Raw genomic sequence first — 23,087 nt, 5'->3', positions numbered from 1 at the left:
GGACTGGTGGGCGACATCTAGCATATTTTAGCGGTTGCAGAAATGCCCCGTTTGGAGGCAGTGCAGCCGCGCGTATTTGCTGCCGGAGGGAATGCGTGATCAAGTGATTTCCTGGGCAATCTCCCAGACATGGCCCGAGGGATCGGCAAAAGCGGCGGTGCGGCGGCCCCAAGGGCGATCGATGGGACCGTTGAGCAGCGTTACGCCGCGGCGGCGCAGCTCGGTGCAGGTAGCATCGGTATCATCGACCTTGATTGTCAGGAGAACCCGGGACCCGGATGATGACTTGGCGACGATTGACGGTGCGACCAACCCGGGTGCTTCGGTTGATTTGAGCAGGTTGATCATCGTGCCCGAAAACTTCAGCACGGCGGATACCTCGTCTTCGTAGACGATCTCCGGCGTAAAGACCGTCTGGTAGAACGCTTTCGCTTTGTCGATATCATCGACGAACAGGGTGATGACCTCGATTGCATCCAGTTTCATGGGGGCTCCGGGAGCAGCCGGCGGCAAGGCTCCGGCGATTTGTGCCGGTGCCTTGCCGCGGGAGGAGTGGATTTAACGCTTCATCGCCACAAGATTGAAGTAGGCGCCTTGCGGATCGACGCAGTTGACGACCCAGGCGCCGCCGGGAACTTCCATCGGGCCATTGACGACCTTGCCGCCCTTGGCGGTTGCTTTTGAGATGGCGGCGTCGAGAGCATCGACGTTGAAGTAGAAGCCCCAATAGGGCGGTGCCGGGATGGCTTCCGGCTTTTTCATCATGCCGCCGATCTGCGCGCCATCATGGGAAAAGAGCTGGTAGACACCCATATCGCCCATATCCAGCCCCTCGTCCTTCGTCCAGCCGAACATTTCCTGATAGAAGGGGAAGTCGGTAGCAAGGTCGCCGGCCATCAGTTCATGCCAGCCGATGCTGCCGGGGTCCATCTGCTTGATATCCGGCATGTCGCCATCATCGGACCCGAACAGGGCAAAAACCGCGCCGTGCGGATCGGCGACGACGGCGAAGCGGCCAACGCCCGGAATGTCTTCCGGCTGACGGTGAACGGTGCCGCCAAGCTTGGCGAGCTTCTTGGCTGCGGCATCGACGTCATCGACGCCGACATAGCCGAGCCAGGCCGGCGGAATGTTCATGTCGAGGGCGCCTTGTGGCATGGTCATCAGGCCGGCGACACGCAGGCCATTGGTCTTGAACAGCGTGTAGTTCGCATCCGGCATGCCGGAATCGGCAGAGGTCCAGCCGACCACGTCATCATAGAAGGCTTCGGCAGCCTTGGTGTCGGTGGTCATCAGTTCGTACCAGACGAACGCGCCATGCGGCTTTTTCATCGTATTCCTCCTCTTTGATTTTGATATGGATGACCATCCGGCCGGAAAGGGGGGTGGTCTGTTCAAATGCGGGTGTAGTCGCAGGACATGATGGGCTTCCACGTGCCGTCGGCATTCTGAACACGGGACGAAAAGTTTCGCCTGTCCACGTCCTGGATGGTCATGATGTCTTGGTAGCGGGCCGTTCGGCCGGTGTTTTCGAAGTCTGGACCTTCGGAGTCGAGTGTCAAGACCTTGCCGGTTTCATCGAGCGCGCCTTCGTAAACCCAAAGGTTCGTCATGTCGGAACTTACAAAGGATCCGACATAGCATTTCCTGGATGGGTCGAAGCCGATGGACAGGATATTGGTCGCCGAACTGCCGTCCTGTATGGCGCCGATCGCCTCGCAGATGGCCCAGGTTCCACCAAGCGTACGAACGGTTTCTTCCCAGGTACCGCAGGAATCGTAGTCGCCGCTTCCCGTGGGCGACTTGAACGCGAGGCGCCATCTACCGGCCAGCTGTTCCAGCCACCGGTGTTCATCAACAAGCTCTGCAGGCATTGCTTCATACTCCTCTCGGGTGCGATTGCCGGTCAGATCAAGTCAGGCGCAGCAGGAATGCGCCTTCGGCTGCGTTTCATATTCGTCATGCCGTTTCACGAAGCTCAACGTTGACGTTTCATTGCGGCCTTTTGGTGCCCGGTCGAGGATCATCATCGTCGTCAGGATTTCCTCACCGCCGCGGGCGTAGTCTGAAAAGGTGTGATAGATATTGCCGCTCTCGTCGCGAATGAAGGCGCTCATGCCGGGCAGTTCGTCATGGGCATCGTCGCTGGAGGTTTCGCGGAAATTGTAGAAGACCTTGCCGCTTTCCAGTTCCTCCTTGGTGAAGGAGACGTGGTAGTCGAAATTGAAATCGCTGCCGAAGGACGAGGCCCACGGAAACTTCCAACCCATGCGCTTCTTGTAGGCCTCAAGCTTGGCGAGCGGGGCGCGGGAAACGCAGGTCAGTGTGACGTCGTGATTGTTGAGATGGGAAAGCGTGCCGTCGATATGATCGGCAAGGAACGAGCAGCCGGTGCAGCCGGCCTCCCAATCGGGTCCGAACATGAAATGGTAGATCATCAACTGGCTGCGGCCGTCGAACAGATCGGCCAGCGTCTTTTTGCCGGCAGGTGTATCGAACGTGTAAGTCTTTTCGACCTTCACCCAGGGCATTTTCTGCCGTTCGGCGCGGACCTTGTCGCGCAGCTTCGTTTCTTCCTTCTCGGTGGCGAGCAGCGCCTTGCGGGCTTCCAGCCACTCTTCGCGTGATACAACCGGATTTCTCAACATCGTTCATTCCTCCTCAGAAAATCGCGTTTCGTTCCGCTTGACTGAATAGGTTGATATCAACATTATTAGCACATGTCAAAGCCTGCCGTGATTCCCTTCGAGACCACCCTTCATGTGCGCGACACATGCCTGTGCCTTCATGTGCAGCGTGCGGCGCGAGTCTTGGCGCGGAAATTCGATGAAGCCTTGCGGCCGCTGGATCTGACCAACGGGCAGTTTTCGCTGCTGATGTCGCTCAATCGTCCGGAGCCGCCCGGCATGGGGCCGGTTGCCCATCTGCTGGCCATGGATCGTACCACATTGACGGCAGCGCTAAAACCGCTGGAGAAGCGTGGGCTGGTGACTGTCATGACAGATAACAAGGATCGCCGGTTGCGGCGGATGAAGCTGACGCCGGCAGGCCATGCCTTGTTGTCCCTGGCGGTGCCGATCTGGAAGAGCACTCATGCCGAGGTCGATGCGGCACTTGGCGAGGGGCGCCCGGAGCGGCTGCGCTCAGACCTTCTGGCGCTTGCCTGACCATCCATTTTCACCCCGCCTGAGGGCGGCAATCCCGATAATCAACGAGGAGACTGTCAATGAGGATGATTTTCGTAAATCTGCCGGTGAAGGATGTTGCCCGGTCGAAAGCGTTTTTCACCGGGCTCGGTTTCGGCTTCAACCCGGATTTTTCCAACGACGAGACGCTGTGCATGATCGTCGAGGAGAACATCTTCGTCATGTTGATGCACGAGGCCCGTTTCAAGGAATTCATCATCGACGAGATCAGCGATACGAGCAAATCGACGGAAGTCCTGACAGCGCTGTCTGCGAGCAGCCGCCAGGAGGTGGACGATACGCTGGCCAAGGCGCTGTCGCTGGGTGGCAAGGCATGGCGGCCGGTCATGGACTATGGATTTATGTATGGCTGCAGTTTTCAGGACCCGGATGGTCATGTCTGGGAGCTGGCTTATATGGAGCCGCAGGCGGCGGGTTGATCGTGGCCCTCGCGGATGCTCAGGGATGCGCCGCGTCTACGGCGCAAGATGCGAGAAGTCCCGATTGAACAGTTCTCTCACGGCGCGGACGCGCCGTGGCTGGATCCCGGCCACAAGGGCGAGGATGACGGAGGATAAGGTTTGCCCACAAGGCTGACGCCTCGCTTTGCGGGACTCATTTGGGCAAATTCATTGCAAACCGACAATTCCCACCACAAAAGGCTGACATGACGGCACGCACCGAGCATGTCGGTATCTGTCCGTCGACCGCAGAAAGAATGGTGAACCATGACGCAGAACGTCTACGACAATCCCGAATTCTTCGAGGGCTATAGCCAGCTTGGGCGGTCGGTCGAGGGGTTGGACGGGGCGGCGGAATGGACATCGATCCGGGCGCTGCTTCCTAATCTGAAGGGCAAGCGGGTCGTCGATCTCGGTTGCGGTTTCGGCTGGTTTTGCCGGTTTGCAAAGCAGGAGGGCGCCGAAAGCGTGCTGGGTTTCGATGTGTCGGAGAACATGCTGGCGCGGGCCGTGGCAACGTCCGATCCGGCCATCCGCTATGAACGGGCCGATCTTGAAGTGCTGGAACTGCCCAAGGCATCCTTCGATCTCGTCTACAGTTCGCTCGCCTTTCATTACCTCAAAGACCTGGATCGCCTGCTGGCGCGCGTCCATGCGGCGCTGGTGACCGGCGGCCAGCTGGTGTTTTCGGTCGAGCATCCGATCTACATGGCGCCGGCTCATCCCGGCTGGTCGAAGGATGCCGATGGACGTGCAACATGGCCGGTCAATGGCTATCTCGATGAAGGCCCGCGCACGACGGACTGGCTGGCCAAGGGCGTCGTCAAACAGCACCGGACGATGGGGACGCTCCTCAATATGCTGATCCGCCTCGGCTTCACGCTCGAGCATGTCGAGGAATGGGGGCCGTCTCTGGAGCAAGTGGCCGCTCATCCGGAATGGGCGGATGAGCGCGAGCGGCCGATGTTCCTTCTGGTTTCTGCGCGTAGGTAGCAGCGCCAGGTTCAGCTTGGGGAAGCAAGGGTTATTCCGCCCATTCCGAATCCGCCGTAAAGGCGATGGTCAGCCAGCGGTTGGGGCCTTCGCTGCCGATGCGGGCGCCGATGTCGTCGCGCAGCTGATCCCACTCCTCGATCGTCCGGGCAGGCATGCCCGCCGGGACGATGAAATAGAGTTCCACTTGCATCAACCGGCCGATGCGGGCGACATAGGCGCGGTGGGAGAGGAAAGCCTGTTCCTTGACCACGTCTGTTGCCACGTCGTCGATCCTTGCCCGCAGCGGCTCTGGCGTCAGCAGCAGGATATCCGATAGCGCTTGGCGCACCGTGCCGATCGGCATCGGGATGATGGCGACCGAAACCAGCGCCAGAACGGCCGGATCGATATAGGGTGCGATCCAGGCGAACGTTGTATCTTCAACAAAAAAACCGGCGATGAAAGCGATGAGCAGGGCTGCCGTGATGCCGGCAGACATGATCCACGCGGTGGCATCAAGCGCCAGAAATTCGGAGCGGATCGTTGTGTTTTTCTTCCGGACGACAATTGCCATCGTCAGGCACGCCACGAGTGTGATGGCCGCATAGAGGATCGCATAGTTGAACTCCAGCACATAACCACCGGAGAGGATGCTGATGATCGCGTTGATCAGCGCGTAGACGGCGACGCTCATCAGCAGGATGCCGTTCAGCCCAAGGACGATCGGTTCGAGATGCCAGAACCCGAGGGAGAACCGCGCCCGCAGCTTGCCCTTGCCGCGGCTCGGGTCCGCATCGATGGCGATCAGCCGGGCGACCACCAGCGCCAGCGTACTCATGCTGGCGTCGGCAAGCGAATAAACGCCGTCGAATGCAATCGAGAATGAGCCGGTGATGATGCCGAAGAGAATACCGGAACAGGCAATCAGGATTGTCATGCCGATGGATATTTTCAGGATGGTCTGTTCGGCTTGCATGGGTTTACTCGGGGCTAGGAGGCTTGACGTGCGATTGTGGGTGCGTTTGGAATATTTGCCTAGGGTAGAATGACGGCCGAATGGCGGCTTTGCCAGGAATAGCAAATATGTATGTAAGCACCATCGAACAGGCAGACGGGGCGGGGGGTTGCAAGGGATTGCCGAAGCCTCTTCAGCGCCGTTCCGTCAAACTCTGCTGAACTCGAGGTGGTAGATGACGTCCTGTCCCGTTACCGGGTCAACGCCCGGCGCGTCGCTGATGATCAGCTTATCGCCGACAATCGAAAAGGGACGCACCTGGTCGGTTATGCCCCAGGCAGGATTCCAGCTGGTGTCGACGTGGTGGATGACCCTGCCGTCCTCAACCGTATAGGTGCCTGCATAGGCCAGCATGGAATCGAAGAGAGCAATTTTTTCATCGTCCGCCGGCGTCGTTCCCCTGAGCGCAGGCCGATGGCGATTGACGACCAACGCCATCATGCGTCCATCGGCGTGATAACAAATATAGCCGACGGGATCAGCCCCCATGGCATCAGCCACTTCGCCGGTGGTGATGAATGTCCTCTTCCAGCTGAGCATACGCCAGGTCCCGAGCAACGTGGCAACGTTCGTCATTCCCCCCTCCAAAGGTCATTCCTCCAGAAGGTTGGATCATAGCAGACAGCATGCGACTGAGGCCAGAGCGCGAGAGGCCCGATCAGTGCCATGTGAAATCGCCGATGCGGCGATTTCACATTTTTGAATGAGAAGGAGGCGGCAGGTCGATCTGGCTAGCCGAGATCGCCCAGATCGCGGACGGCGCCACGGTCGGCCGAGGTGGCGAATGCGGCATATGCCTTCAGCGCCGTCGTGACCTTACGCTTGCGCTGTTCGACCGGCTTCCAGCCCTTGGCGTCCTGTTCAGTGCGGCGGGCAGCGATTTCGGCTTCGTCAACGCGCAGCGAGATCGTCCGGTTGGGGATGTCGATGTCGATCATGTCGCCTTCGCGCACGATGCCGATCAGACCGCCATTCGCCGCTTCCGGCGAGACATGGCCGATCGAGAGACCCGAAGTGCCGCCCGAGAAACGGCCGTCGGTGATCAGCGCGCAGGCTTTGCCGAGACCCTTCGACTTCAGGTAGCTGGTCGGATAGAGCATTTCCTGCATGCCCGGGCCGCCCTTGGGGCCTTCATAACGGATGACCACGACGTCGCCGGCCTTGACTTCGTTGGCAAGGATCGCCTTGACCGACGAATCCTGGCTTTCGAAGACGCGGGCTGGGCCGGAGAATTTCAGGATCGATTCATCGACGCCGGCCGTTTTCACGATGCAGCCGTTGATGGCAATATTGCCCTTGAGGACTGCCAGGCCGCCATCCTTGGAGAATGGATGCTGGGCATCGCGGATGACGCCGTTTTCGCGGTCGGTATCGAGTTCCTTCCAGCGGGCGCTCTGGCTGAACGCGACCTGGGTCGGCACGCCGCCGGGGGCGGCACTGAACAGTTCAAGTGCTGCCGGATTGTCGGTGACGGCGATGTCCCACTTGGCGAGCGCATCGCCGAGCGTCTTTTCATGCACGGTCGGCAGGTCGGCATTCAGAAGGCCGGCGCGGTTGAGTTCGCCGAGGATCGCCATGATGCCCCCGGCGCGGTGCACGTCTTCCATGTGCACGTCGGCCTTGGCCGGTGCGACCTTCGACAGGCACGGAACCTTGCGCGACAGCCGGTCGATATCATCCATGGTGAAATCGACTTCGCCTTCATGGGCGGCAGCCAGGATGTGCAGAACGGTGTTGGTCGAGCCGCCCATGGCGATATCGAGCGCCATCGCATTCTCGAAGGCACCCTTCGAGGCGATGGTGCGCGGCAGTGCCGTGACGTCCTCGGCTTCATAATAGCGCTTGGCAAGACCGACGATGCGGCGGCCGGCTTCGAGGAACAGCTTTTCACGATCCGAATGGGTCGCCAAAGTCGAGCCGTTGCCGGGCAGGGACAGGCCCAGTGCCTCGGTCAGACAGTTCATCGAGTTGGCCGTGAACATGCCGGAGCAGGAACCGCAGGTCGGGCAGGCGGAGCGCTCGATGGTCTTGACGTCCTCGTCCGACATCTTGTCATCGGCGGCGGCAACCATCGCGTCGACCAGATCGAGCGCGTGGATCTTGCCATCGGAAAGCACGACCTTGCCAGCTTCCATCGGGCCGCCGGAGACGAAGATCACCGGGATGTTGAGGCGCAGCGACGCCATCAGCATGCCGGGGGTGATCTTGTCACAGTTGGAGATGCAGACCATCGCATCGGCACAATGCGCATTGACCATGTACTCGACCGAATCGGCGATGATCTCGCGCGACGGCAGCGAATAGAGCATGCCATCATGACCCATGGCGATGCCGTCATCGACGGCGATCGTGTTGAATTCCTTGGCGACGCCGCCATTGGCTTCAATTTCGCGGGCAACCAGCTGGCCGAGGTCCTTGAGGTGCACATGGCCGGGCACGAACTGGGTGAATGAATTGACCACTGCAATAATCGGCTTGCCGAAATCGCTGTCCTTCATGCCCGTCGCCCGCCAAAGGCCGCGAGCGCCGGCCATGTTGCGGCCGTGGGTGGTGGTGCGGGAGCGATAGGCAGGCATGGACGTCTTCCTTGATCTTGTCTGGGTGAACGGCAGATATAGGGTTCAGGGACCACAATTTCAGCGGTTCGTATCGCAAAACTGCGCCCGCGTCACGAATTTCGTAACAATATTTCGTGTTTTTTGGAGAGGGATCATAGCATGGATCTTTGCGCGCTGCACGCGTCGAGGGATTTGCCAATCGGCGTCCTAGCTCTGAATTGCAGGTTTGTGCGGTCTTGGTGAAATCGTGGCCATTCTGGGCCGGTTTTCTGCCCAACATATTGATTTCGAAGAATAACGGTCTCTGCCTACCTTGTTTGGGGGATGCGCAGTGCAGCATTTCATTCTTTACTGACGGTGCTGGACACTTTGCAACCCAGCAATTTTAGCACGTAAACCATTTTACCAATCTCCTCTCCGGCAACGGGGAGGGGATTTTTGGAGCTACACCAGCGGGCTTTTGCGGCCTGCGAGGTGATCCCTGTTCAGTGCCTCCATAATGTCCCTGGCGTCGTCGCGCTCAAGGCCTGTCAGATCACGGCCATCGGAGGCTGCAGGCAGGCTTGTGACGACGTCAATGACAGTCCAGGTGCCATTCTTCTCCTGACGAAGATCGTAACGTGGTTCGTTCACGGGTGAAAATCATCCTTGGTTCGTGGTGTATCGTTGATGGGCGCCTCAGCGCCGAGCGTGATCGCGACGGCCGGTGCAAAGCCTGCTGGCCTACAGACAAGATAGGGTCGGGACAGGCGAGTGCCAAACGAAAAAGGCCTCCCGGTTTCCCGAAAGGCCTTTAGAAACTGGATGGTGGGCGTGACAGGGATTGAACCTGTGACCCCTACGATGTCAACGTAGTGCTCTCCCGCTGAGCTACACGCCCATCCGATGTCGGCGCATAGACCATAAACCTCCTGGGGCGTCAATAGGCTTTTTTCGGCTTTTTGACAGGAAGTTTTGCGGCCCTTGCGGCGCAGGCTATGCGGCCAGCATCTTGTTCACTTCATCCACAAGATCACGCAGGTGGAAGGGCTTCGACAGCACCTTTGCATCCTTCGGAGCTTTCGAATCAGGATTGAGCGCCACGGCAGCGAAGCCGGTGATGAACATGACCTTGAGGTCCGGGTCGAGTTCGGTTGCCCGGCGGGCGAGCTCGATGCCGTCCATTTCAGGCATGACGATATCGGTCAGAAGAAGCGAAAACGGCTCTTCGCGCAGCCGGTCATAGGCGCTGGCGCCATTGTCGAACGACAATACCTTATAGCCGGCCTTTTCCAGGGCTTTCACCAGGAAGCGGCGCATGTCGTTATCGTCTTCGGCGAGGAGAATTTTTGGACTCATGGATTAAAGCCGTTGCACCTTAAATGTCGATGTCGGGAATTGCGGTAACGTCATGAAACCGCAGTTGAGTAAATATCCGGTGAAGACATGAGGTCAAACCCCGTTCACAGGCAGGAAACGACTATGGACATGATTGCTGCCTGCTGGCAACATACACGAACTATCAAGATTGTGACATGGTAAAAAAGGGCTGCGATGACGCAGAACGTCAGCGAAACCGAACAGTTCGAAGTTCGCGAGCCGGAAATGCAACGCATTCCCTTTGTCTTCAATTCCCCCCACAGCGGCAGGGTTTACAGCCGGTCCTTCCTGGAAAAATCCCGTCTGGACGATGTGTCGATCCGCCGGTCGGAGGATCATTTCGTCGACGAACTGTTCCATTCCGTAACAGATATGGGCGCGCCATTGTTAATGGCGCATTTCCCGCGGGCCTTCCTCGATGTCAACCGCGAGCCCTATGAACTCGACCCGAAGATGTTCGACGGGCCTTTGCCGTCTTTTGCCAATATCAGCTCCATGCGGGTGGCCGGCGGTCTCGGCACGGTGCCGCGGCTGGTGGCGGAAAACATGGAAATCTATCGCAGCCGCTTTCCAGTCGCAGAGGCGCTCGATCGGATCGAGACGATCTACAAGCCTTATCATGCCTGCCTGCGGCGGCTGATCGCCCGCACGCATGTGCAGTTCGGGCTGGCGGTTCTGATCGATTGCCATTCGATGCCGGGCAATATCCGGCTGGCCGGTACGGGCCAGCGGCCGGATTTCATCATCGGCGACCGCTACGGCACCAGCGCGTCTGCGGATCTGTCACGGGCAGCCGTGTCGCTGCTGGAGGATCTCGGATTTTCCGTCGCCCGCAACAAGCCCTATGCCGGCGGTTTCATCACCGAGCATTACGGCCGCCCGGCCCGCGGGCTGCACGCACTGCAGATCGAGATCAATCGCGGTCTCTATGTCGACGAAGCGACCCTGCAGAAGAAGAAGGACTTTCCGATGCTGGCACAAGCGATCGGGATGTTTCTCGGCGGGTTGGCGGCCCATGTGCAGACCTATTCGCCAAGCACCTCGCTGGCGGCCGAATAGGCCGGTCTTTTCCCTGACACAAAGACAAAAAAAACCGCGCTTGTGGCGCGGCTAAGTCTAGGGAGGAAACACCCAAGGAGGGTATTTACAGCCACAAGTGGCTGTAGGAAAAAGCTAATATTGCATTGCACAATTGTCAAGCAAGACTTGACCGTAATTGGTGCGTTGCATCAAAGCCGTATCGGCGCCGATCTGCCATAAAACAGGCGATGTTGTCCTTGTTTTCGATTTTTGAGGCACGTTCTTCGAAATTTCGGGGCAGGACCGCTTCCGCGATGGCCGGCTGGCACGATTTTTACCGATTTTTCCGTTCAAGACTTCTTTTTCAAAAAAATGTGCCATAAGCAGATTCAGCCTTCCAATTCCCGATTTTCGTGAGGTTTCATGCTGCCGGACCGTGAGTTTTTCGATCGCCTTGCCGATGCTGCCAAGGCACAGACCCTGCCGCGTTTCCGCACCGGCATCAGCGTTGCCAACAAGGAAGCTGCCGGTTTCGACCCGGTGACCGAGGGCGACCGGGCAGCCGAGACAGCAATCCGGGCGCTGATCGAGGCGCATTTCCCCGAGCACGGCATTCTCGGCGAAGAGTTCGGCAATGTTGGCCTCGACCGCGATTACGTCTGGGTGATCGATCCGATCGACGGAACACGCGCCTTCATTTCCGGCCTGCCGGTCTGGGGCACGCTGATCGGCCTTTATCACAAAGGCGAGGCAGTGATGGGGCTGATGGACCAGCCGTTTACCGGCGAGCGCTATTTTGCCGATGGCAAGAAGACCCATTATCGCGGGCCGGGCGAGGACAAGATCGTTTCGACGCGGCCTTGCGCCGATCTCTCGCAGGCGATCATGTTCACCACGTCGCCGCATCTCTACACCGGTGATATCAAGACTCGTTTCGAAGCGGTGCAAAGCAAGGTGCAGCTCGCCCGCTACGGCTGCGATTGCTACGCTTTCGCGCTGCTGGCGGCCGGTCACATCGATCTGGTCATCGAATGCGGCCTGAAGCCCTATGATGTCGGCGGGATCATACCGCTCATCGAACAGGCAGGCGGCATCGTCACCAGCTGGAATGGCGGCCCGGCGGAAATGGGTGGCGAAGTCATTGCAGCCGGCAGCGCCGAAGTTCACGCACAGGCTTTGGCCATTCTGAAGGGCTGACAGCCAAACTAGGCCGTGAGGTCTTCCTTTTCCATCAAGGCCATTTCCGCGGTGCTGCCGGGGATGAAGGCCTCGATGGCGGCGATCGCCTGGGCGCGGTAATGGTCGGCTTCGTGCAGAAGCTCATGCCGGGCGCCGTCGATCGGGATCATGTGGCCGGCACGGAAATTGCGGGCAAGGGTCTCCACCGCCAGATGCGGCACCAGTTTGTCCTGCGTCGGCGCCAGCACGATGGTCGGCACGCGGATTTGCGTCAGGTGCTCGCGGCTGGCGATGCGCTTGATTGCCTTGAAGGTCTCATGCAGCCAGCGGGCGGAGGGGGGACCGAGCGCCAGCTCCGGATGGGCATCGGTCAATGCCGTGTTACGGGCAAAGCGGCGGGCATCCGATGTCAAAAGGTTTTCCGAAAAGGGCCGCGAACCCTTGTCACGCATCAGCGGCAGGGAACCCAGGCCGCAGAGGCTGAACGCGGCGGCCATGAAACCGATCATGCCATGACCGACCTTCTGGCCACCGAGCGCCACGAACGGGGCGGCAACGGCAAGCCGGTCGATGCGGCTCGCCAGCATCGGTGCCTGCGACAGGGCCACCAGCGCACCCATTGAATGGGCCAGCATGAAGAAGGGCAGCCGCGTATCGGGCAGGACGATCTTTTCGAGGAACGTGCTGAGGTCGCTCTCATAGTCGGCGAAGCGCCGGACATGGCCGCGGCGCGGGTTTTTCAACAGGCGTTCTGAACCGGCCTGGCCGCGCCAGTCGAAGGTTGCCACCCACAGGCCGCGCGCCGTCAGTTCGCCGATCGTCTCGGCATATTTCTCGATCGATTCATTGCGGCCCTGCAACAGCACGACCGTGCCCTTGGCAACGGGTGTATCCGACTTGAAGATTGCATAGCGGATCTTGCGATTACCCACGCCTTCGAAGAAACCGACGGTATGATTGCCGGGGATCGGATTGTCCGGGGTGGAGTAAAGCGTAGGCGTCATGGGCAGGTCCGTGTCCGGCGGGTCTTTGCGGATGCGATAGCGGCACAGGATGCGCCGGCAATGCACCGGATGTGTGATGGCGCATCCTTGATCGATAGCGATTAAGGAAGGGTGCAGGCCAGAAAGCAGAGATACGGCAGAGGATTTGTCCCGTCAAAGAAAAGGATGGGAAAAGGGCCGGAAACGGTGGGGGACGATATACCGTTCCCGGCCAGAGACAGTCGATCGGGTGAGGACAGGCAGCATGTGGGAGAAGGGACGCTCACCGCCGCTGCCAGCCTCGTCTCCGATGTTGTGGTTTTACCGCCCTCAAGCTGAACGGTTCCGGAACCGGCCGTTCATCCTGCGTTTATCGGCGGATTGCGCTTTTGCGGCGGTGTTTTACTCTTGTGTCGAAGGGGGCTTGAAGGCCGTAAAAACAATTCCCATCTCCTTCTCACGGGCGCCGAAGTCGGGCTCGTTCCACCGGTTCTGCCATCGCCGCATACGGGATGACGGAGCCAAGATCGCACACCAGTTGCTCACAAGAGGACACCATGCGTCACGTTGATTTTTCCCCCCTTTACCGTTCCACCGTCGGTTTCGACCGTCTCTTCACCATGCTCGACAGTCTCGGCCAGCCGGACCAGTCGCAGACCTATCCGCCCTACAATATCGAGCGGACCGGCGAGAGCACCTACCGGATCACCATGGCCGTTGCCGGGTTTGACGAAAGTGAACTTTCGATCGAAGCCCGCGAGCACACGCTGACCGTCAAGGGCGAGAAGAGCGAAGAAAAGGCAACTGAAAACCAGTTTCTGTATCGCGGCATCGCCAAGCGCGCCTTCGAGCGCCGCTTCCAGCTCGCCGACCACGTGGAAATCCAGTCCGCTTCGCTGAAGAACGGCCTGCTTCACATCGATCTCCTGCGCGAGATCCCGGAAGCCGCCAAGCCGCGCCGCATCGACATCGTTGCCGCCCAGTCGGCGCCGAAGCAGATCGAAGCCACGCAGGTCACCGGCAGCACCAACTAAGCTGTTGATGAGACGATGCAGCGTCTGAGCGGGCGCTGTTGATAATCCAGAGCCGTTTGCAGCCGCGTGTTGCAAACGGCTTTTTTTATGAGGGAGTCTCGCCGCTGTAATAGCAGCGAGGCGGCGATTTTGCGCTGGAGAAAAAGAGGGTTTGATGAGCGAATTGTCCCCCGTGCTGCCCGTTGAGGCACTGCCACCGGAGTGGCGTATCCGGCCGTCGTCCTATCATTTCGAGCGCGACGAGGTTGGTCAGTCCGCAGCTGGCGTCTTCAAGCTGGTCGGGGATGGAAAGCCAGACCTCTTTGTGAAATGCGAGCCGGCTGGGCCGTTTGGCGAATTGCCCGACGAGGCAACACGATTGCTATGGCTGGCGGGGGCGGGGATTGCCTGCCCGAACGTTGTTGCGCCGGACGTTCACGACGGCCAGAACTGGCTGCTGCTCAGCGCTATCCCGGGGCGTGATTTGTCGGTTGCGCCGATCACGCCGCAACAGTGCATCGAAATCCTGGCCACCGCTTTGCAGCTGCTGCACGCCATCGATATCCGGACCTGCCCGTTCGACCAAAGCCTTTCCGGCCGGCTGGCGCTAGCCAAGGCGCGGATGGAGGCAGGCGAGGTTGACGAGGACGACTTTGATGAGGCGCGGCTTGATCAATCGGCCGAAGACCTCTTCCAGCTTCTTGAAACACAAAAGCCTGACGGCGCCGACCTCGTTGTGACGCATGGCGATGCGTGCCTGCCGAACCTGCTGGCGCAGGATGGGCGGTTCAGCGGGTTTATCGACTGCGCCCGTCTGGGCGTCGCTGACCGCTATCAGGACCTGGCGCTTGCCTATCGCAGTGTTTGTGACGATTTTGGCGAGGCTTGGGGACAAGCCTTCCTTGATCTCTACGGTGTCCCTCAGCCGGATCGCGCCAAGCTCGCTTATTATCAATTGCTGGACGAGTTTTTCTAAACTCCGGCGGCTTTACTCCGCCGCGGCAACCGCGAGGCGCCGTGAGCGTTCGGCATATTTCTGGGCGATCACCGCGCAGGCCATCAGCTGGATCTGGTGGAACAGCATCAGCGGCAGGACGATGCTGCCGATGCCCTGGCCGGCGAAGATGACGTTGGCCATCGGCACGCCGCTGGCAAGACTTTTCTTGGAGCCGCAGAAGGTGATGGCGATCTCGTCTTCCCGCGAAAAGCCCATCAGGCGGCTGCCATACATGGTGACGATCAGCACGATGGCCAGAAGCAGGATGTCGAGCACGATGACGACCGTGATGTCGCGGATGGAGAATGTGCTCCAGATGTGTTCCGTCACCGCCTCGCTGAAGGCGAGATAGACGACCATCAGGATCGAGCCGCGATCGACCGGCATCAATAGTTTCTTGCGGGCGCGGATGAAGTTGCCGATCCATGGCTGCAGGATCTGACCGAGGATGAACGGGGCAAGCAACTGCAGCAGGATCTGCTCCAGGGCATCGAGCGAGAAGCCTCCCTGGCCGCCGGAGGCAAACAGCAGGCCGACCAGCAGCGGTGTCAGGAACATCCCGAAAATGTTGGAAGCGGACGCGGCGCAGATCGCTGCGGGCACATTGCCGCCCGCCATCGACGTGAAGGCGATCGACGATTGTACGGTCGAGGGCAGGACGCAAAGGAAGAGGATGCCGGTGTAAAGGGCAGGGGGCAGAACGCTTTCCGGCAGGAAGCCGATGGCCAGACCGAGCAGCGGGAAGAGCACGAAGGTCGACGCCAAAATCACGAGATGCAGCCGCCAATGCAGCACACCGGCCACCACGACATCGCGCGACAGCCGCGCTCCATGCAGGAAGAACAGAAGGCCGATGGCGATTTTCGTCGCCAGGCCAAACCACTCTGCCGGTTTGCCGGAAATGGGCAAGAGCGATGCAAGGATCACCGTACAGACGAGCAGGATGGTGAAAGTATCGGGCAGGAAGCGGCGCATATTGATCGTCCAGGTCATCGGAAAGCAGATGGCGGCATCATTGTCATTATGATATCGAATGCAAGAAATAACGATTATCACATTTCAGGATGATCAATGCTGGATCTGGTGCAGCTTCGCAGTTTTCTCGCCGTCGAGCAGATGGCGAGTTTTACGCTTGCGGCCGAGCGGCTGGGGCTCGGGCAATCGACGGTCAGCCAGCATATCCGCCGGCTGGAAGCCGATCTTGGCCGCAAGCTGGTCGAGCGCGATACGCATCGGGTGTCGCTGACGGCGGATGGTGAAGCGCTACTGGGGCCGGCCCGCGCCATGCTGTCGCTGGATGGGCAGGTGAAGTCGCTGTTTGCCGAGCGCAGCCTGCATGGGCGGCTGCATCTTGGCGTGTCGGAAGATTTTGTCATGAGCCGCCTTCCGGCGGTGCTCGAGGATTTTACCCGGGCGCATGCTTCGGTCGATCTCGAGCTGACCGTCGCCTTGAGCGGCACGCTTTACCAGATGCAGGATGAGGGCGCGCTCGATCTGGTGCTGGCCAAACGGCGGATCGGCGATGCGCGGGGCCAGCTGGTTTACCGCGAGCCGCTGGTCTGGCTGGCGCGTGATCCCGAACGGGTGATGCGCGGTGATGTCTTGCCTCTAATCGCCTTTCCGCCGCCGAGCATTACCCGCAGCGTGGCGTTGGAAGCGCTTGAGCGGGCGAGTGTGCCGTGGCGGATCGTCTGCACCTGCGGCAGTCTCAGCGGTCTGACGGCTGCGGCGCGTGCAGGCATGGGCGTTCTGGTGCAGCCACGCAGCATGGCACCGGCGGGCTTGCGGGAAATCACCTCGGATCGGCTGCCGCGGCTTGAGGATGTGGAATTCGTGCTGGTGGCGCGGCGTGGCGCGGACAGGGCACTGGTGGAGGCCCTGTCCGGCGAGATCCTGACTACGGTCGGCGGCCCGCAGGCCGCAGCCGCGACAGGGAAATCAACGCTCTGATCAGAGGGCTTTCAGGAACTGGTCGACATTCTCCGGTGTGGTCGCGAAGCTGGCGACCAGGCGGTAGAGGCCTTCGTCTTCTGAAACGGAATCCGCCAGCGCATGAGGCACAGGCCAGTCATAGAAGACGGCGCCGTCTGCCTGAAGTTTTGCGGCAACCTCTTTTTTCAGGACGACGAAAAGCTCATTGGAGCCGGTCGGCCAGGCAAGGTGGGCGCTGTTCGACCGTTCGATGCCCGCGGCAAGCCGGTCTGCCATGCTGTTGGCATGGCGGGCGAGATCGAGCCAGAGATCACCTTCGAGATAGGCATCGAACTGGGCGGCAATGAAGCGGGACTTCGAGAAAAGCTGGGCGGAGCGCTTGCGCAAGTAGCCCATTTCTTCGGCCTTCGACGTATCGAACAGGATCAGCGCCTCGGCGCACCAGCAACCGTTCTTGGTGCCGCCGAAGGAGAGCAGGTCGATGCCGCGTTTCCAGGTCATTTCGGCCGGTGTTGTGCCGAGTGTCACAAGCGCGTTGGCAAAACGGGCGCCATCCATATGCAAGGGGAGCTTTGCAGACTTGGCGATGGCAGCGATCGCATCGATTTCGTCGAGGGTATAGGCGGTCCCAGCTTCGGTCGCCTGCGTCATGGTGATGGCCATCGGCTGGCCGCCATGGACACCGCCGCCACGGGTGCGCTGGATTTCCTTTTCCAGACGGGCCGGATCCATCTTGCCCATGGGGCCATCGACCGGGGCGAGCTTGGCGCCGTGCGAGAAGAATTCCGGCGCGCCGCATTCGTCGGCGTTCACATGCGCTTCACGGTGGCAGAGCACGTGGCCGCCCGGGCGATTGGTACTGGCCAGCGCCAGGGAATTGGCGGCGGTGCCGGTGGCGACGAAGAACACCGCGACGTCGCGCTCAAACACATCGGAGAGCTTCTTTTCCACACGTTTGTCGAGTTCGCTGGTGCCGTAGGCGGAGGCAAAGCCACCGGCCGCCTTGACGAGGCTTTCGGCAATCACGGGATGGGCGCCCGCCCAGTTGTCGGAAGAGAAAATCATGATGTGATCCTGCTATTTCGGGGGAAATGCCCCGAATTGATTGGTCCGGAGTGACCATAAGGATGCTGTGGCGGCAATCAATCCGTTCGAAGCGAGATAGGGACAATGTCAGACCAGTTTGAAACCAAATTGAAGAAAATGAGGAGTTGTCGAAAGAAAATTACAAAAAGACGAAATTAACCGCAATGTTCGGCAAAATTCGGTCGAATATTTTGCATTAGTGGTCTTGCGGAAGAGGGGGCTTTCTGGCATAGAGCCTATGAAATAGGACAGTATGACTGTCCTATTTCGGTCTCAAGACCGGAAAGACGCCGGAAAGCCCGCCTGATGCGGTTGCCGGCTGACGATTGTAGACCGCGCCGGACGCTCTGTCGTCCGGGCCGGCGGGACAGTCTCGATGGTCGTGAGCACTCTGTGCCTGATGCCATCGATGGTTCATTTGCGACCGCATCAGGATCATGCAACGATAATGCCGGTGCCGGCCTCGACGGGACTCTTGCCCGCAAAAGCCTGCCTGGACTGCGGAAATATCCGGCCATGCCGGGTTAACAGGAGGGAAGACGATGACGGACTTTACGCCATCCACCGTAACTGGTCTCAACACTGTGCGCCAAGCGGCGACGGTTGAGAAAACAACCGCATTTCCGGGCCTGCCGAAAAAACAGGGTCTTTATGATCCAAGCAACGAGCATGACGCCTGCGGCGTCGGCTTTGTCGCCCATATGAAGGGCAAGAAGTCCCACCAGATCGTCAAGGATGGCCTGTTCATCCTGGAAAACCTGACGCATCGCGGCGCTGTCGGCGCCGATCCGCTGATGGGCGATGGCGCAGGCATTCTGGTGCAGATCCCCGACCGTTTCTTCCGTGAGGAAATGGCCTTGCAGGGCGTCATTCTGCCGAAGGCCGGAGAATATGCCGTCGGCTACCTGTTCATGCCGCAGGACGAAGCGCAGATCGCCCATTTCAAGCAGGTGATCTCCGAGGTCGTGGCTGAAGAAGGCCAGACGCTGCTCGGCTTCCGCGAAGTGCCGGTCGACAATGCTTCACTGTCCAAGGCTCCCGATATCGCCGCGACCGAGCCGTATCATGTTCAGGTGTTCATCGGCGCTGGCCGCGATGCTGCGACCAATGCTGAATTCGAGCGCCGCCTGTTTACCCTGCGCAAGGTGATTTCCAACCGCATCTATGATGCATTCGAAGGTGCGGAGACCGGTTTCTATCCGGTGTCGCTGTCGACCAAGACCATTGTCTACAAGGGCATGTTCCTTGCCTATCAGGTCGCGGCCTATTTCAAGGACCTCGCCGATCCGCGCTTTGAATCGGCTGTCGCCCTCGTGCACCAGCGGTTCTCGACCAACACCTTCCCATCGTGGAAGCTGGCGCATCCCTACCGCATGGTCGCCCATAACGGCGAAATCAACACGCTGCGCGCCAACGTCAACTGGATGGCGGCGCGTCAGGCGTCGGTCTCCTCGCCGCTGTTCGGGGACGATATCTCCAAGCTCTGGCCGATTTCCTATGAGGGCCAGTCGGATACCGCCTGTTTCGATAACGCGCTCGAATTCCTCGTGCAGGGCGGTTATCCGCTGTCGCATGCCGTCATGATGCTGATCCCGGAAGCCTGGGCCGGCAACCAGCTGATGGCGCCCGAGCGCAAGGCATTCTACGAATATCATGCCGCCCTGATGGAGCCATGGGATGGCCCCGCCGCCGTCTGCTTTACCGATGGCAAGCAGATCGGCGCGACGCTCGACCGCAACGGCCTGCGTCCGGCGCGCTACCTCGTGACCGACGACGATCGCGTCATCCTCGCCTCCGAAGCCGGTACACTGCCGGTCAACGAAGAGAGCATCATCAAGAAGTGGCGTCTGCAGCCGGGCAAGATGCTGCTCATCGATATGGAGGAAGGCCGGATCATCTCCGACGATGAGCTGAAGTCGACCCTTGCCAACCAGCATCCCTACCGCCAGTGGCTGGACAACACCCAGCTCATCCTGGAAGACCTGAAGCCGGTCGAGCCCCGGGCGCTGCGCCGCGACGTATCGCTGCTCGATCGTCAGCAGGCGTTCGGCTACACCCAGGAAGACACGAAAATCCTGATGTCGCCGATGGCGACGACCGGCCAGGAAGCCATCGGCTCGATGGGAACCGACACGCCGATCTCGGCAATGTCGGACAAGACCAAGCTGCTCTACACCTATTTCAAGCAGAACTTCGCGCAGGTCACCAACCCGCCGATCGACCCGATCCGCGAAGAGCTGGTGATGAGCCTGGTCTCGTTCATCGGCCCGCGCCCGAACCTGCTTGACCATGCCGGCATGGCGCATGCCAAGCGGATGGAAGTGCGCCAGCCGATCCTGACCAACGGTGATCTCGAAAAGATCCGCTCGATCGGCCACACCGAAGACCGGTTCGACACCAAGACGCTCGACTTCACCTATGACGTGACGCGCGGTGCCGAAGGCATGCCGGAAATTCTCGACCGGCTGTGCGAGCGGGCGGAAGCGGCCGTCAAGGGCGGCTATAACATCATCGTGCTCTCCGATCGTCAGATCGGCCCGGACCGCATGGCGATCCCGGCACTCTTGGCCACGGCGGCTGTGCACCACCACCTGATCCGCAAGGGGCTTCGCACCTCCGTCGGTCTCGTCGTTGAAACCGGCGAGCCGCGCGAAGTGCACCATTTCTGCCTGCTGGCAGGCTATGGTGCCGAGGCGATCAACCCCTATCTCGCCTTCGACACGCTGACCGACATGCACAAGCGCGGTGAGTTCCCGAAGGAAGTCGATGGCAGCGAAGTCGTCTATCGCTACATCAAGGCGGTCGGCAAGGGCATCCTCAAGGTCATGTCCAAGATGGGCATCTCGACCTACCAGTCCTATTGCGGCGGACAGATCTTCGACGCGATCGGTTTGAGCTCCGAACTGGTCGACCGCTATTTCTTCGGTACGGCAACGCAGATCGAAGGCATCGGCCTTGAAGAGATCGCCAAGGAAACGTTCAACCGCCATCAGGCAGCCTTCGGTGCCGATCCGCTCCTGAAGAACACGCTCGATATCGGTGGCGAATATGCCTACCGTATGCGCGGCGAAGGCCATGCCTGGTCGCCGGACGCTGTTGCCTCACTGCAGCATGCCGTTCGCGGCAATGCCGAGGACCGTTACCGCGAATTCGCCGAGATGGTGAATGGTGCGGCTCTGCGGATGAACACCATTCGTGGCCTGTTTTCGATCAAGGGCGCTGACGCCATCGGCCGCAAGCCGATCTCAATCGACGAAGTCGAGCCGGCAGCCGATATCGTCAAGCGGTTCTCGACCGGCGCCATGTCGTTCGGATCGATCTCGCGTGAAGCCCACACGACACTGGCTGTCGCCATGAACAGCATCGGCGGCAAGTCGAACACCGGTGAGGGCGGCGAGGAAGCCGACCGTTACCTGCCGCTCTACGATGGCTCGCGCAATCCGGAACGTTCGGCGATCAAGCAGATCGCCTCCGGCCGCTTTGGCGTGACGACCGAATATCTGGTCAACGCGGACATGTTGCAGATCAAGGTGGCACAGGGGGCCAAGCCCGGCGAGGGCGGCCAGCTGCCCGGCCACAAGGTGGACGCGACTGTTGCCAAGACCCGCCATTCGACGCCGGGCGTCGGATTGATTTCGCCGCCGCCGCACCATGACATCTATTCGATCGAAGATCTGGCGCAGCTGATCTACGACCTGAAGAACGTCAACCCGGAAGCGGATATCTCCGTCAAGCTGGTCTCGGAGGTCGGTGTCGGCACGGTTGCGGCCGGTGTCGCCAAGGCGCGCGCCGATCATATCACCGTCTCTGGCTATGACGGTGGCACCGGTGCTTCGCCGCTGACATCGCTGAAGCATGCCGGATCTCCGTGGGAAATCGGTCTTGCCGAAACCCATCAGACCCTGGTGTTGAACGGTCTTCGTTCGCGCATCGCGCTGCAGGTCGATGGCGGCCTGAAGACCGGCCGCGACGTCATCATCGGCGCGCTGCTCGGTGCCGACGAGTTTGGCTTTTCGACGGCGCCGCTGATTGCTGCCGGTTGCATCATGATGCGCAAGTGCCATCTCAACACCTGTCCGGTGGGCGTGGCGACGCAGGATCCGGTCCTGCGCAAGCGCTTCAAGGGTGCGCCCGAGCATGTGGTCAACTACTTCTTCTTCGTGGCCGAGGAAGTGCGTGAAATCCTGGCGTCGCTCGGCTTTGCCAAGTTCGACGAGGTCATCGGACTTTCCGAACTGCTCGAGAAGGATGCGATGATCTCGCACTGGAAGGCCAATGGGCTCGACTTTTCCCGCATCTTCCACAAGGTCGATGCGCCGAAGGAAAAGACCTACTGGACCGAAAAGCAGAACCATCCGATCCACGACATTCTCGACCGCAAGCTGATTGAGCAAGCAAAGCCTGCGCTGGAATCGAAGACGCCGGTGACGATCGAAGTCGATATCAAGAACGTCGACCGTTCGGCGGGTGCGATGCTCTCCGGTGAAGTGGCCAAGCGTTACCGTCACAAGGGCCTGAAGGATGATACGATCACGGTGAAGCTCACCGGTACGGCTGGACAATCCTTCGGCGCGTTCCTGGCGAACGGCATCACCTTTGAGCTGATCGGTGACGGCAACGACTATGTCGGCAAGGGGCTCTCGGGTGGCCGCATCGTCGTGCGCCCGCCGGAAAATTCCAAGATCGTCGCTGCCAAGTCGATCATCGTTGGCAACACCGTGCTTTACGGCGCGATCTCCGGCGAGTGCTACTTCAACGGTGTTGCCGGTGAACGCTTCGCCGTGCGCAACTCCGGCGCCATCGCGGTTGTCGAAGGCGTGGGCGACCATGGCTGCGAATACATGACCGGCGGTGTTGTCGTGGTGCTCGGCGAAACCGGCCGCAACTTTGCAGCCGGCATGTCGGGCGGCGTCGCCTATGTCCTGGACGAGAGTGAAGACTTCCCCATGCGCTGCAACATGGCGATGGTCGAACTCGAGCCGGTTCCGGAAGAAGACGACATGCTGGAGAAGCTGCATCATCACGGCGGAGACCTCATGCACAAGGGCATGGTCGATGTCGCCGGCGACATGACGCGCCATGACGACGAGCGGCTTTACCAGCTGATCTCCAATCACCTGCACTACACCGGCTCGCCCCGTGCGAAGGAAATTCTCGATCACTGGGTCGAGTTCCGGCCGAAATTCCGCAAGGTCATGCCGATCGAATACCGGCGTGCGCTTGAGGAAATGGAGCGCATGCGGATGGGCATTGCGGCGGAATAACCGCCGATCTGTGACAACGCACCCCGGTGGCCGAAAGGCGCGGGGGTGCATCTGGCGCGC

21 protein-coding genes and 1 tRNA gene are annotated in these 23,087 nt (G+C 60.0%); 9 read left to right on the top strand and 13 right to left on the bottom strand.

Translation table 11 applies throughout. The features are described from left to right. Window positions 1–99 precede the first annotated feature (99 nt). The 4 genes from ASD36_RS23405 to ASD36_RS23390 form a co-directional block, all read right to left on the bottom strand. A complete protein-coding gene (locus tag ASD36_RS23405) occupies window positions 100–486 on the bottom strand; it encodes a VOC family protein (protein ID WP_060506566.1) in 387 nt (128 codons plus the stop codon). Between the two features lie 72 nt (window positions 487–558). Further along, window positions 559–1,332, bottom strand: a complete 774-nt coding sequence (locus ASD36_RS23400) for a VOC family protein (protein WP_060511903.1) — start codon at window positions 1,330–1,332, stop codon at window positions 559–561. Between the two features lie 62 nt (window positions 1,333–1,394). Next, window positions 1,395–1,874, bottom strand: coding sequence for a DUF1579 domain-containing protein (locus tag ASD36_RS23395; protein ID WP_060511901.1), 480 nt, complete (start codon window positions 1,872–1,874; stop codon window positions 1,395–1,397). Between the two features lie 42 nt (window positions 1,875–1,916). Continuing rightward, the gene (locus ASD36_RS23390; RefSeq protein WP_060511899.1) at window positions 1,917–2,648 is read right to left on the bottom strand and encodes a thioredoxin family protein; all 732 of its coding nucleotides are present in this window, start codon (window positions 2,646–2,648) and stop codon (window positions 1,917–1,919) included. Window positions 2,649–2,720: 72 nt separating this feature from the next. Here ASD36_RS23390 and ASD36_RS23385 point away from each other — a divergent pair, with 72 nt between their 5' ends. From ASD36_RS23385 to ASD36_RS23375, 3 genes are all read left to right on the top strand, one after another. Further along, complete coding sequence (locus ASD36_RS23385) at window positions 2,721–3,167, top strand: MarR family transcriptional regulator (protein WP_060511897.1); 447 nt, start codon at window positions 2,721–2,723, stop codon at window positions 3,165–3,167. Window positions 3,168–3,226: 59 nt separating this feature from the next. Further along, a complete protein-coding gene (locus tag ASD36_RS23380) occupies window positions 3,227–3,625 on the top strand; it encodes a VOC family protein (protein ID WP_060511895.1) in 399 nt (132 codons plus the stop codon). Window positions 3,626–3,913: 288 nt separating this feature from the next. Continuing rightward, window positions 3,914–4,639: a class I SAM-dependent methyltransferase gene (locus tag ASD36_RS23375; RefSeq protein WP_060511893.1), complete on the top strand. Its 726-nt coding sequence runs from the start codon at window positions 3,914–3,916 to the stop codon at window positions 4,637–4,639. Window positions 4,640–4,670: 31 nt separating this feature from the next. Here ASD36_RS23375 and ASD36_RS23370 read toward each other — a convergent pair whose 3' ends face one another. The 6 genes from ASD36_RS23370 to cpdR1 all read right to left on the bottom strand — a co-directional run bounded on the left by ASD36_RS23370 (window position 4,671) and on the right by cpdR1 (window position 9,532). After that, on the bottom strand, window positions 4,671–5,597 hold the full coding sequence (locus ASD36_RS23370) for a cation transporter (protein ID WP_060511890.1): 927 nt from the start codon (window positions 5,595–5,597) through the stop codon (window positions 4,671–4,673). Between the two features lie 186 nt (window positions 5,598–5,783). After that, window positions 5,784–6,212: a lipocalin-like domain-containing protein gene (locus ASD36_RS23365; protein ID WP_060506559.1), complete on the bottom strand. Its 429-nt coding sequence runs from the start codon at window positions 6,210–6,212 to the stop codon at window positions 5,784–5,786. 155 nt (window positions 6,213–6,367) lie between these two features. Next, on the bottom strand, window positions 6,368–8,212 hold the full coding sequence (ilvD, locus tag ASD36_RS23360) for a dihydroxy-acid dehydratase (RefSeq protein ID WP_060506558.1): 1,845 nt from the start codon (window positions 8,210–8,212) through the stop codon (window positions 6,368–6,370). Window positions 8,213–8,638: 426 nt separating this feature from the next. Further along, window positions 8,639–8,827 (bottom strand): hypothetical protein, encoded by a 189-nt coding sequence (locus tag ASD36_RS23355; protein ID WP_060506557.1) that lies wholly within the window; start codon window positions 8,825–8,827, stop codon window positions 8,639–8,641. 172 nt (window positions 8,828–8,999) lie between these two features. After that, a tRNA-Val gene (locus tag ASD36_RS23350) sits at window positions 9,000–9,074 on the bottom strand. 95 nt (window positions 9,075–9,169) lie between these two features. Then, window positions 9,170–9,532 carry a response regulator CpdR1 gene (gene cpdR1, locus ASD36_RS23345; protein WP_018327941.1) on the bottom strand — a complete coding sequence of 121 codons (363 nt, stop codon included), beginning with the start codon at window positions 9,530–9,532 and terminating at the stop codon, window positions 9,170–9,172. A 195-nt stretch (window positions 9,533–9,727) separates the two neighbouring features. Between cpdR1 and ASD36_RS23340 the strand changes: the two genes are divergently transcribed. Then, window positions 9,728–10,612 carry an N-formylglutamate amidohydrolase gene (locus ASD36_RS23340; RefSeq protein WP_060506556.1) on the top strand — a complete coding sequence of 295 codons (885 nt, stop codon included), beginning with the start codon at window positions 9,728–9,730 and terminating at the stop codon, window positions 10,610–10,612. Between the two features lie 384 nt (window positions 10,613–10,996). Beyond that, entirely contained in the window at window positions 10,997–11,770 is a 774-nt protein-coding gene (hisN, locus tag ASD36_RS23335) for a histidinol-phosphatase (RefSeq protein WP_060506554.1), read from the top strand. Between the two features lie 8 nt (window positions 11,771–11,778). Here the strand turns inward: hisN and ASD36_RS23330 are convergent, their stop codons facing one another. After that, window positions 11,779–12,756, bottom strand: coding sequence for an alpha/beta hydrolase (locus ASD36_RS23330; protein ID WP_060506612.1), 978 nt, complete (start codon window positions 12,754–12,756; stop codon window positions 11,779–11,781). Window positions 12,757–13,292: 536 nt separating this feature from the next. Between ASD36_RS23330 and ASD36_RS23325 the strand changes: the two genes are divergently transcribed. Next, on the top strand, window positions 13,293–13,769 hold the full coding sequence (locus tag ASD36_RS23325) for an Hsp20 family protein (RefSeq protein ID WP_037100077.1): 477 nt from the start codon (window positions 13,293–13,295) through the stop codon (window positions 13,767–13,769). Between the two features lie 154 nt (window positions 13,770–13,923). Then, the gene (locus ASD36_RS23320) at window positions 13,924–14,724 is read left to right on the top strand and encodes an APH(3') family aminoglycoside O-phosphotransferase (RefSeq protein WP_060511889.1); all 801 of its coding nucleotides are present in this window, start codon (window positions 13,924–13,926) and stop codon (window positions 14,722–14,724) included. Between the two features lie 12 nt (window positions 14,725–14,736). Here ASD36_RS23320 and ASD36_RS23315 read toward each other — a convergent pair whose 3' ends face one another. Continuing rightward, window positions 14,737–15,720: a bile acid:sodium symporter family protein gene (locus ASD36_RS23315; protein ID WP_060506611.1), complete on the bottom strand. Its 984-nt coding sequence runs from the start codon at window positions 15,718–15,720 to the stop codon at window positions 14,737–14,739. Window positions 15,721–15,816: 96 nt separating this feature from the next. Here ASD36_RS23315 and ASD36_RS23310 point away from each other — a divergent pair, with 96 nt between their 5' ends. Further along, the gene (locus ASD36_RS23310; protein WP_060506552.1) at window positions 15,817–16,695 is read left to right on the top strand and encodes a LysR substrate-binding domain-containing protein; all 879 of its coding nucleotides are present in this window, start codon (window positions 15,817–15,819) and stop codon (window positions 16,693–16,695) included. Here ASD36_RS23310 and ASD36_RS23305 read toward each other — a convergent pair whose 3' ends face one another. Continuing rightward, complete coding sequence (locus tag ASD36_RS23305) at window positions 16,696–17,742, bottom strand: low specificity L-threonine aldolase (protein WP_060506551.1); 1,047 nt, start codon at window positions 17,740–17,742, stop codon at window positions 16,696–16,698. A 563-nt stretch (window positions 17,743–18,305) separates the two neighbouring features. On the opposite strand from ASD36_RS23305, the gene gltB reads away from it, so the two are divergent. After that, window positions 18,306–23,027 carry a glutamate synthase large subunit gene (gene gltB, locus ASD36_RS23300; protein ID WP_060506550.1) on the top strand — a complete coding sequence of 1,574 codons (4,722 nt, stop codon included), beginning with the start codon at window positions 18,306–18,308 and terminating at the stop codon, window positions 23,025–23,027. The last annotated feature ends 60 nt before the right edge of the window (window positions 23,028–23,087 follow it).

The sequence above is a fragment of the Rhizobium sp. Root1334 genome, from assembly GCF_001426665.1.
Classification (GTDB): domain Bacteria; phylum Pseudomonadota; class Alphaproteobacteria; order Rhizobiales; family Rhizobiaceae; genus Pararhizobium.
Note: the sequence above shows the minus strand (reverse complement) of the source record. Positions and strands in the feature narration are given on the sequence as shown.

Coding starts and splice junctions, on each gene's coding strand:
- ASD36_RS23305 (WP_060506551.1), bottom strand. CDS start 17,742: ATGATTTTCTCTTCCGACAACTGGGCGGGCGCCCATCCCGTGATTGCC.
- gltB (WP_060506550.1), top strand. CDS start 18,306: ATGACGGACTTTACGCCATCCACCGTAACTGGTCTCAACACTGTGCGC.
- hisN (WP_060506554.1), top strand. CDS start 10,997: ATGCTGCCGGACCGTGAGTTTTTCGATCGCCTTGCCGATGCTGCCAAG.
- ilvD (WP_060506558.1), bottom strand. CDS start 8,212: ATGCCTGCCTATCGCTCCCGCACCACCACCCACGGCCGCAACATGGCC.
- cpdR1 (WP_018327941.1), bottom strand. CDS start 9,532: ATGAGTCCAAAAATTCTCCTCGCCGAAGACGATAACGACATGCGCCGC.
- ASD36_RS23405 (WP_060506566.1), bottom strand. CDS start 486: ATGAAACTGGATGCAATCGAGGTCATCACCCTGTTCGTCGATGATATC.
- ASD36_RS23365 (WP_060506559.1), bottom strand. CDS start 6,212: ATGACGAACGTTGCCACGTTGCTCGGGACCTGGCGTATGCTCAGCTGG.
- ASD36_RS23310 (WP_060506552.1), top strand. CDS start 15,817: ATGCTGGATCTGGTGCAGCTTCGCAGTTTTCTCGCCGTCGAGCAGATG.
- ASD36_RS23370 (WP_060511890.1), bottom strand. CDS start 5,597: ATGCAAGCCGAACAGACCATCCTGAAAATATCCATCGGCATGACAATC.
- ASD36_RS23395 (WP_060511901.1), bottom strand. CDS start 1,874: ATGCCTGCAGAGCTTGTTGATGAACACCGGTGGCTGGAACAGCTGGCC.
- ASD36_RS23380 (WP_060511895.1), top strand. CDS start 3,227: ATGAGGATGATTTTCGTAAATCTGCCGGTGAAGGATGTTGCCCGGTCG.
- ASD36_RS23330 (WP_060506612.1), bottom strand. CDS start 12,756: ATGACGCCTACGCTTTACTCCACCCCGGACAATCCGATCCCCGGCAAT.
- ASD36_RS23315 (WP_060506611.1), bottom strand. CDS start 15,720: ATGCGCCGCTTCCTGCCCGATACTTTCACCATCCTGCTCGTCTGTACG.
- ASD36_RS23385 (WP_060511897.1), top strand. CDS start 2,721: ATGTCAAAGCCTGCCGTGATTCCCTTCGAGACCACCCTTCATGTGCGC.
- ASD36_RS23390 (WP_060511899.1), bottom strand. CDS start 2,648: ATGTTGAGAAATCCGGTTGTATCACGCGAAGAGTGGCTGGAAGCCCGC.
- ASD36_RS23325 (WP_037100077.1), top strand. CDS start 13,293: ATGCGTCACGTTGATTTTTCCCCCCTTTACCGTTCCACCGTCGGTTTC.
- ASD36_RS23340 (WP_060506556.1), top strand. CDS start 9,728: ATGACGCAGAACGTCAGCGAAACCGAACAGTTCGAAGTTCGCGAGCCG.
- ASD36_RS23375 (WP_060511893.1), top strand. CDS start 3,914: ATGACGCAGAACGTCTACGACAATCCCGAATTCTTCGAGGGCTATAGC.
- ASD36_RS23400 (WP_060511903.1), bottom strand. CDS start 1,332: ATGAAAAAGCCGCATGGCGCGTTCGTCTGGTACGAACTGATGACCACC.
- ASD36_RS23320 (WP_060511889.1), top strand. CDS start 13,924: ATGAGCGAATTGTCCCCCGTGCTGCCCGTTGAGGCACTGCCACCGGAG.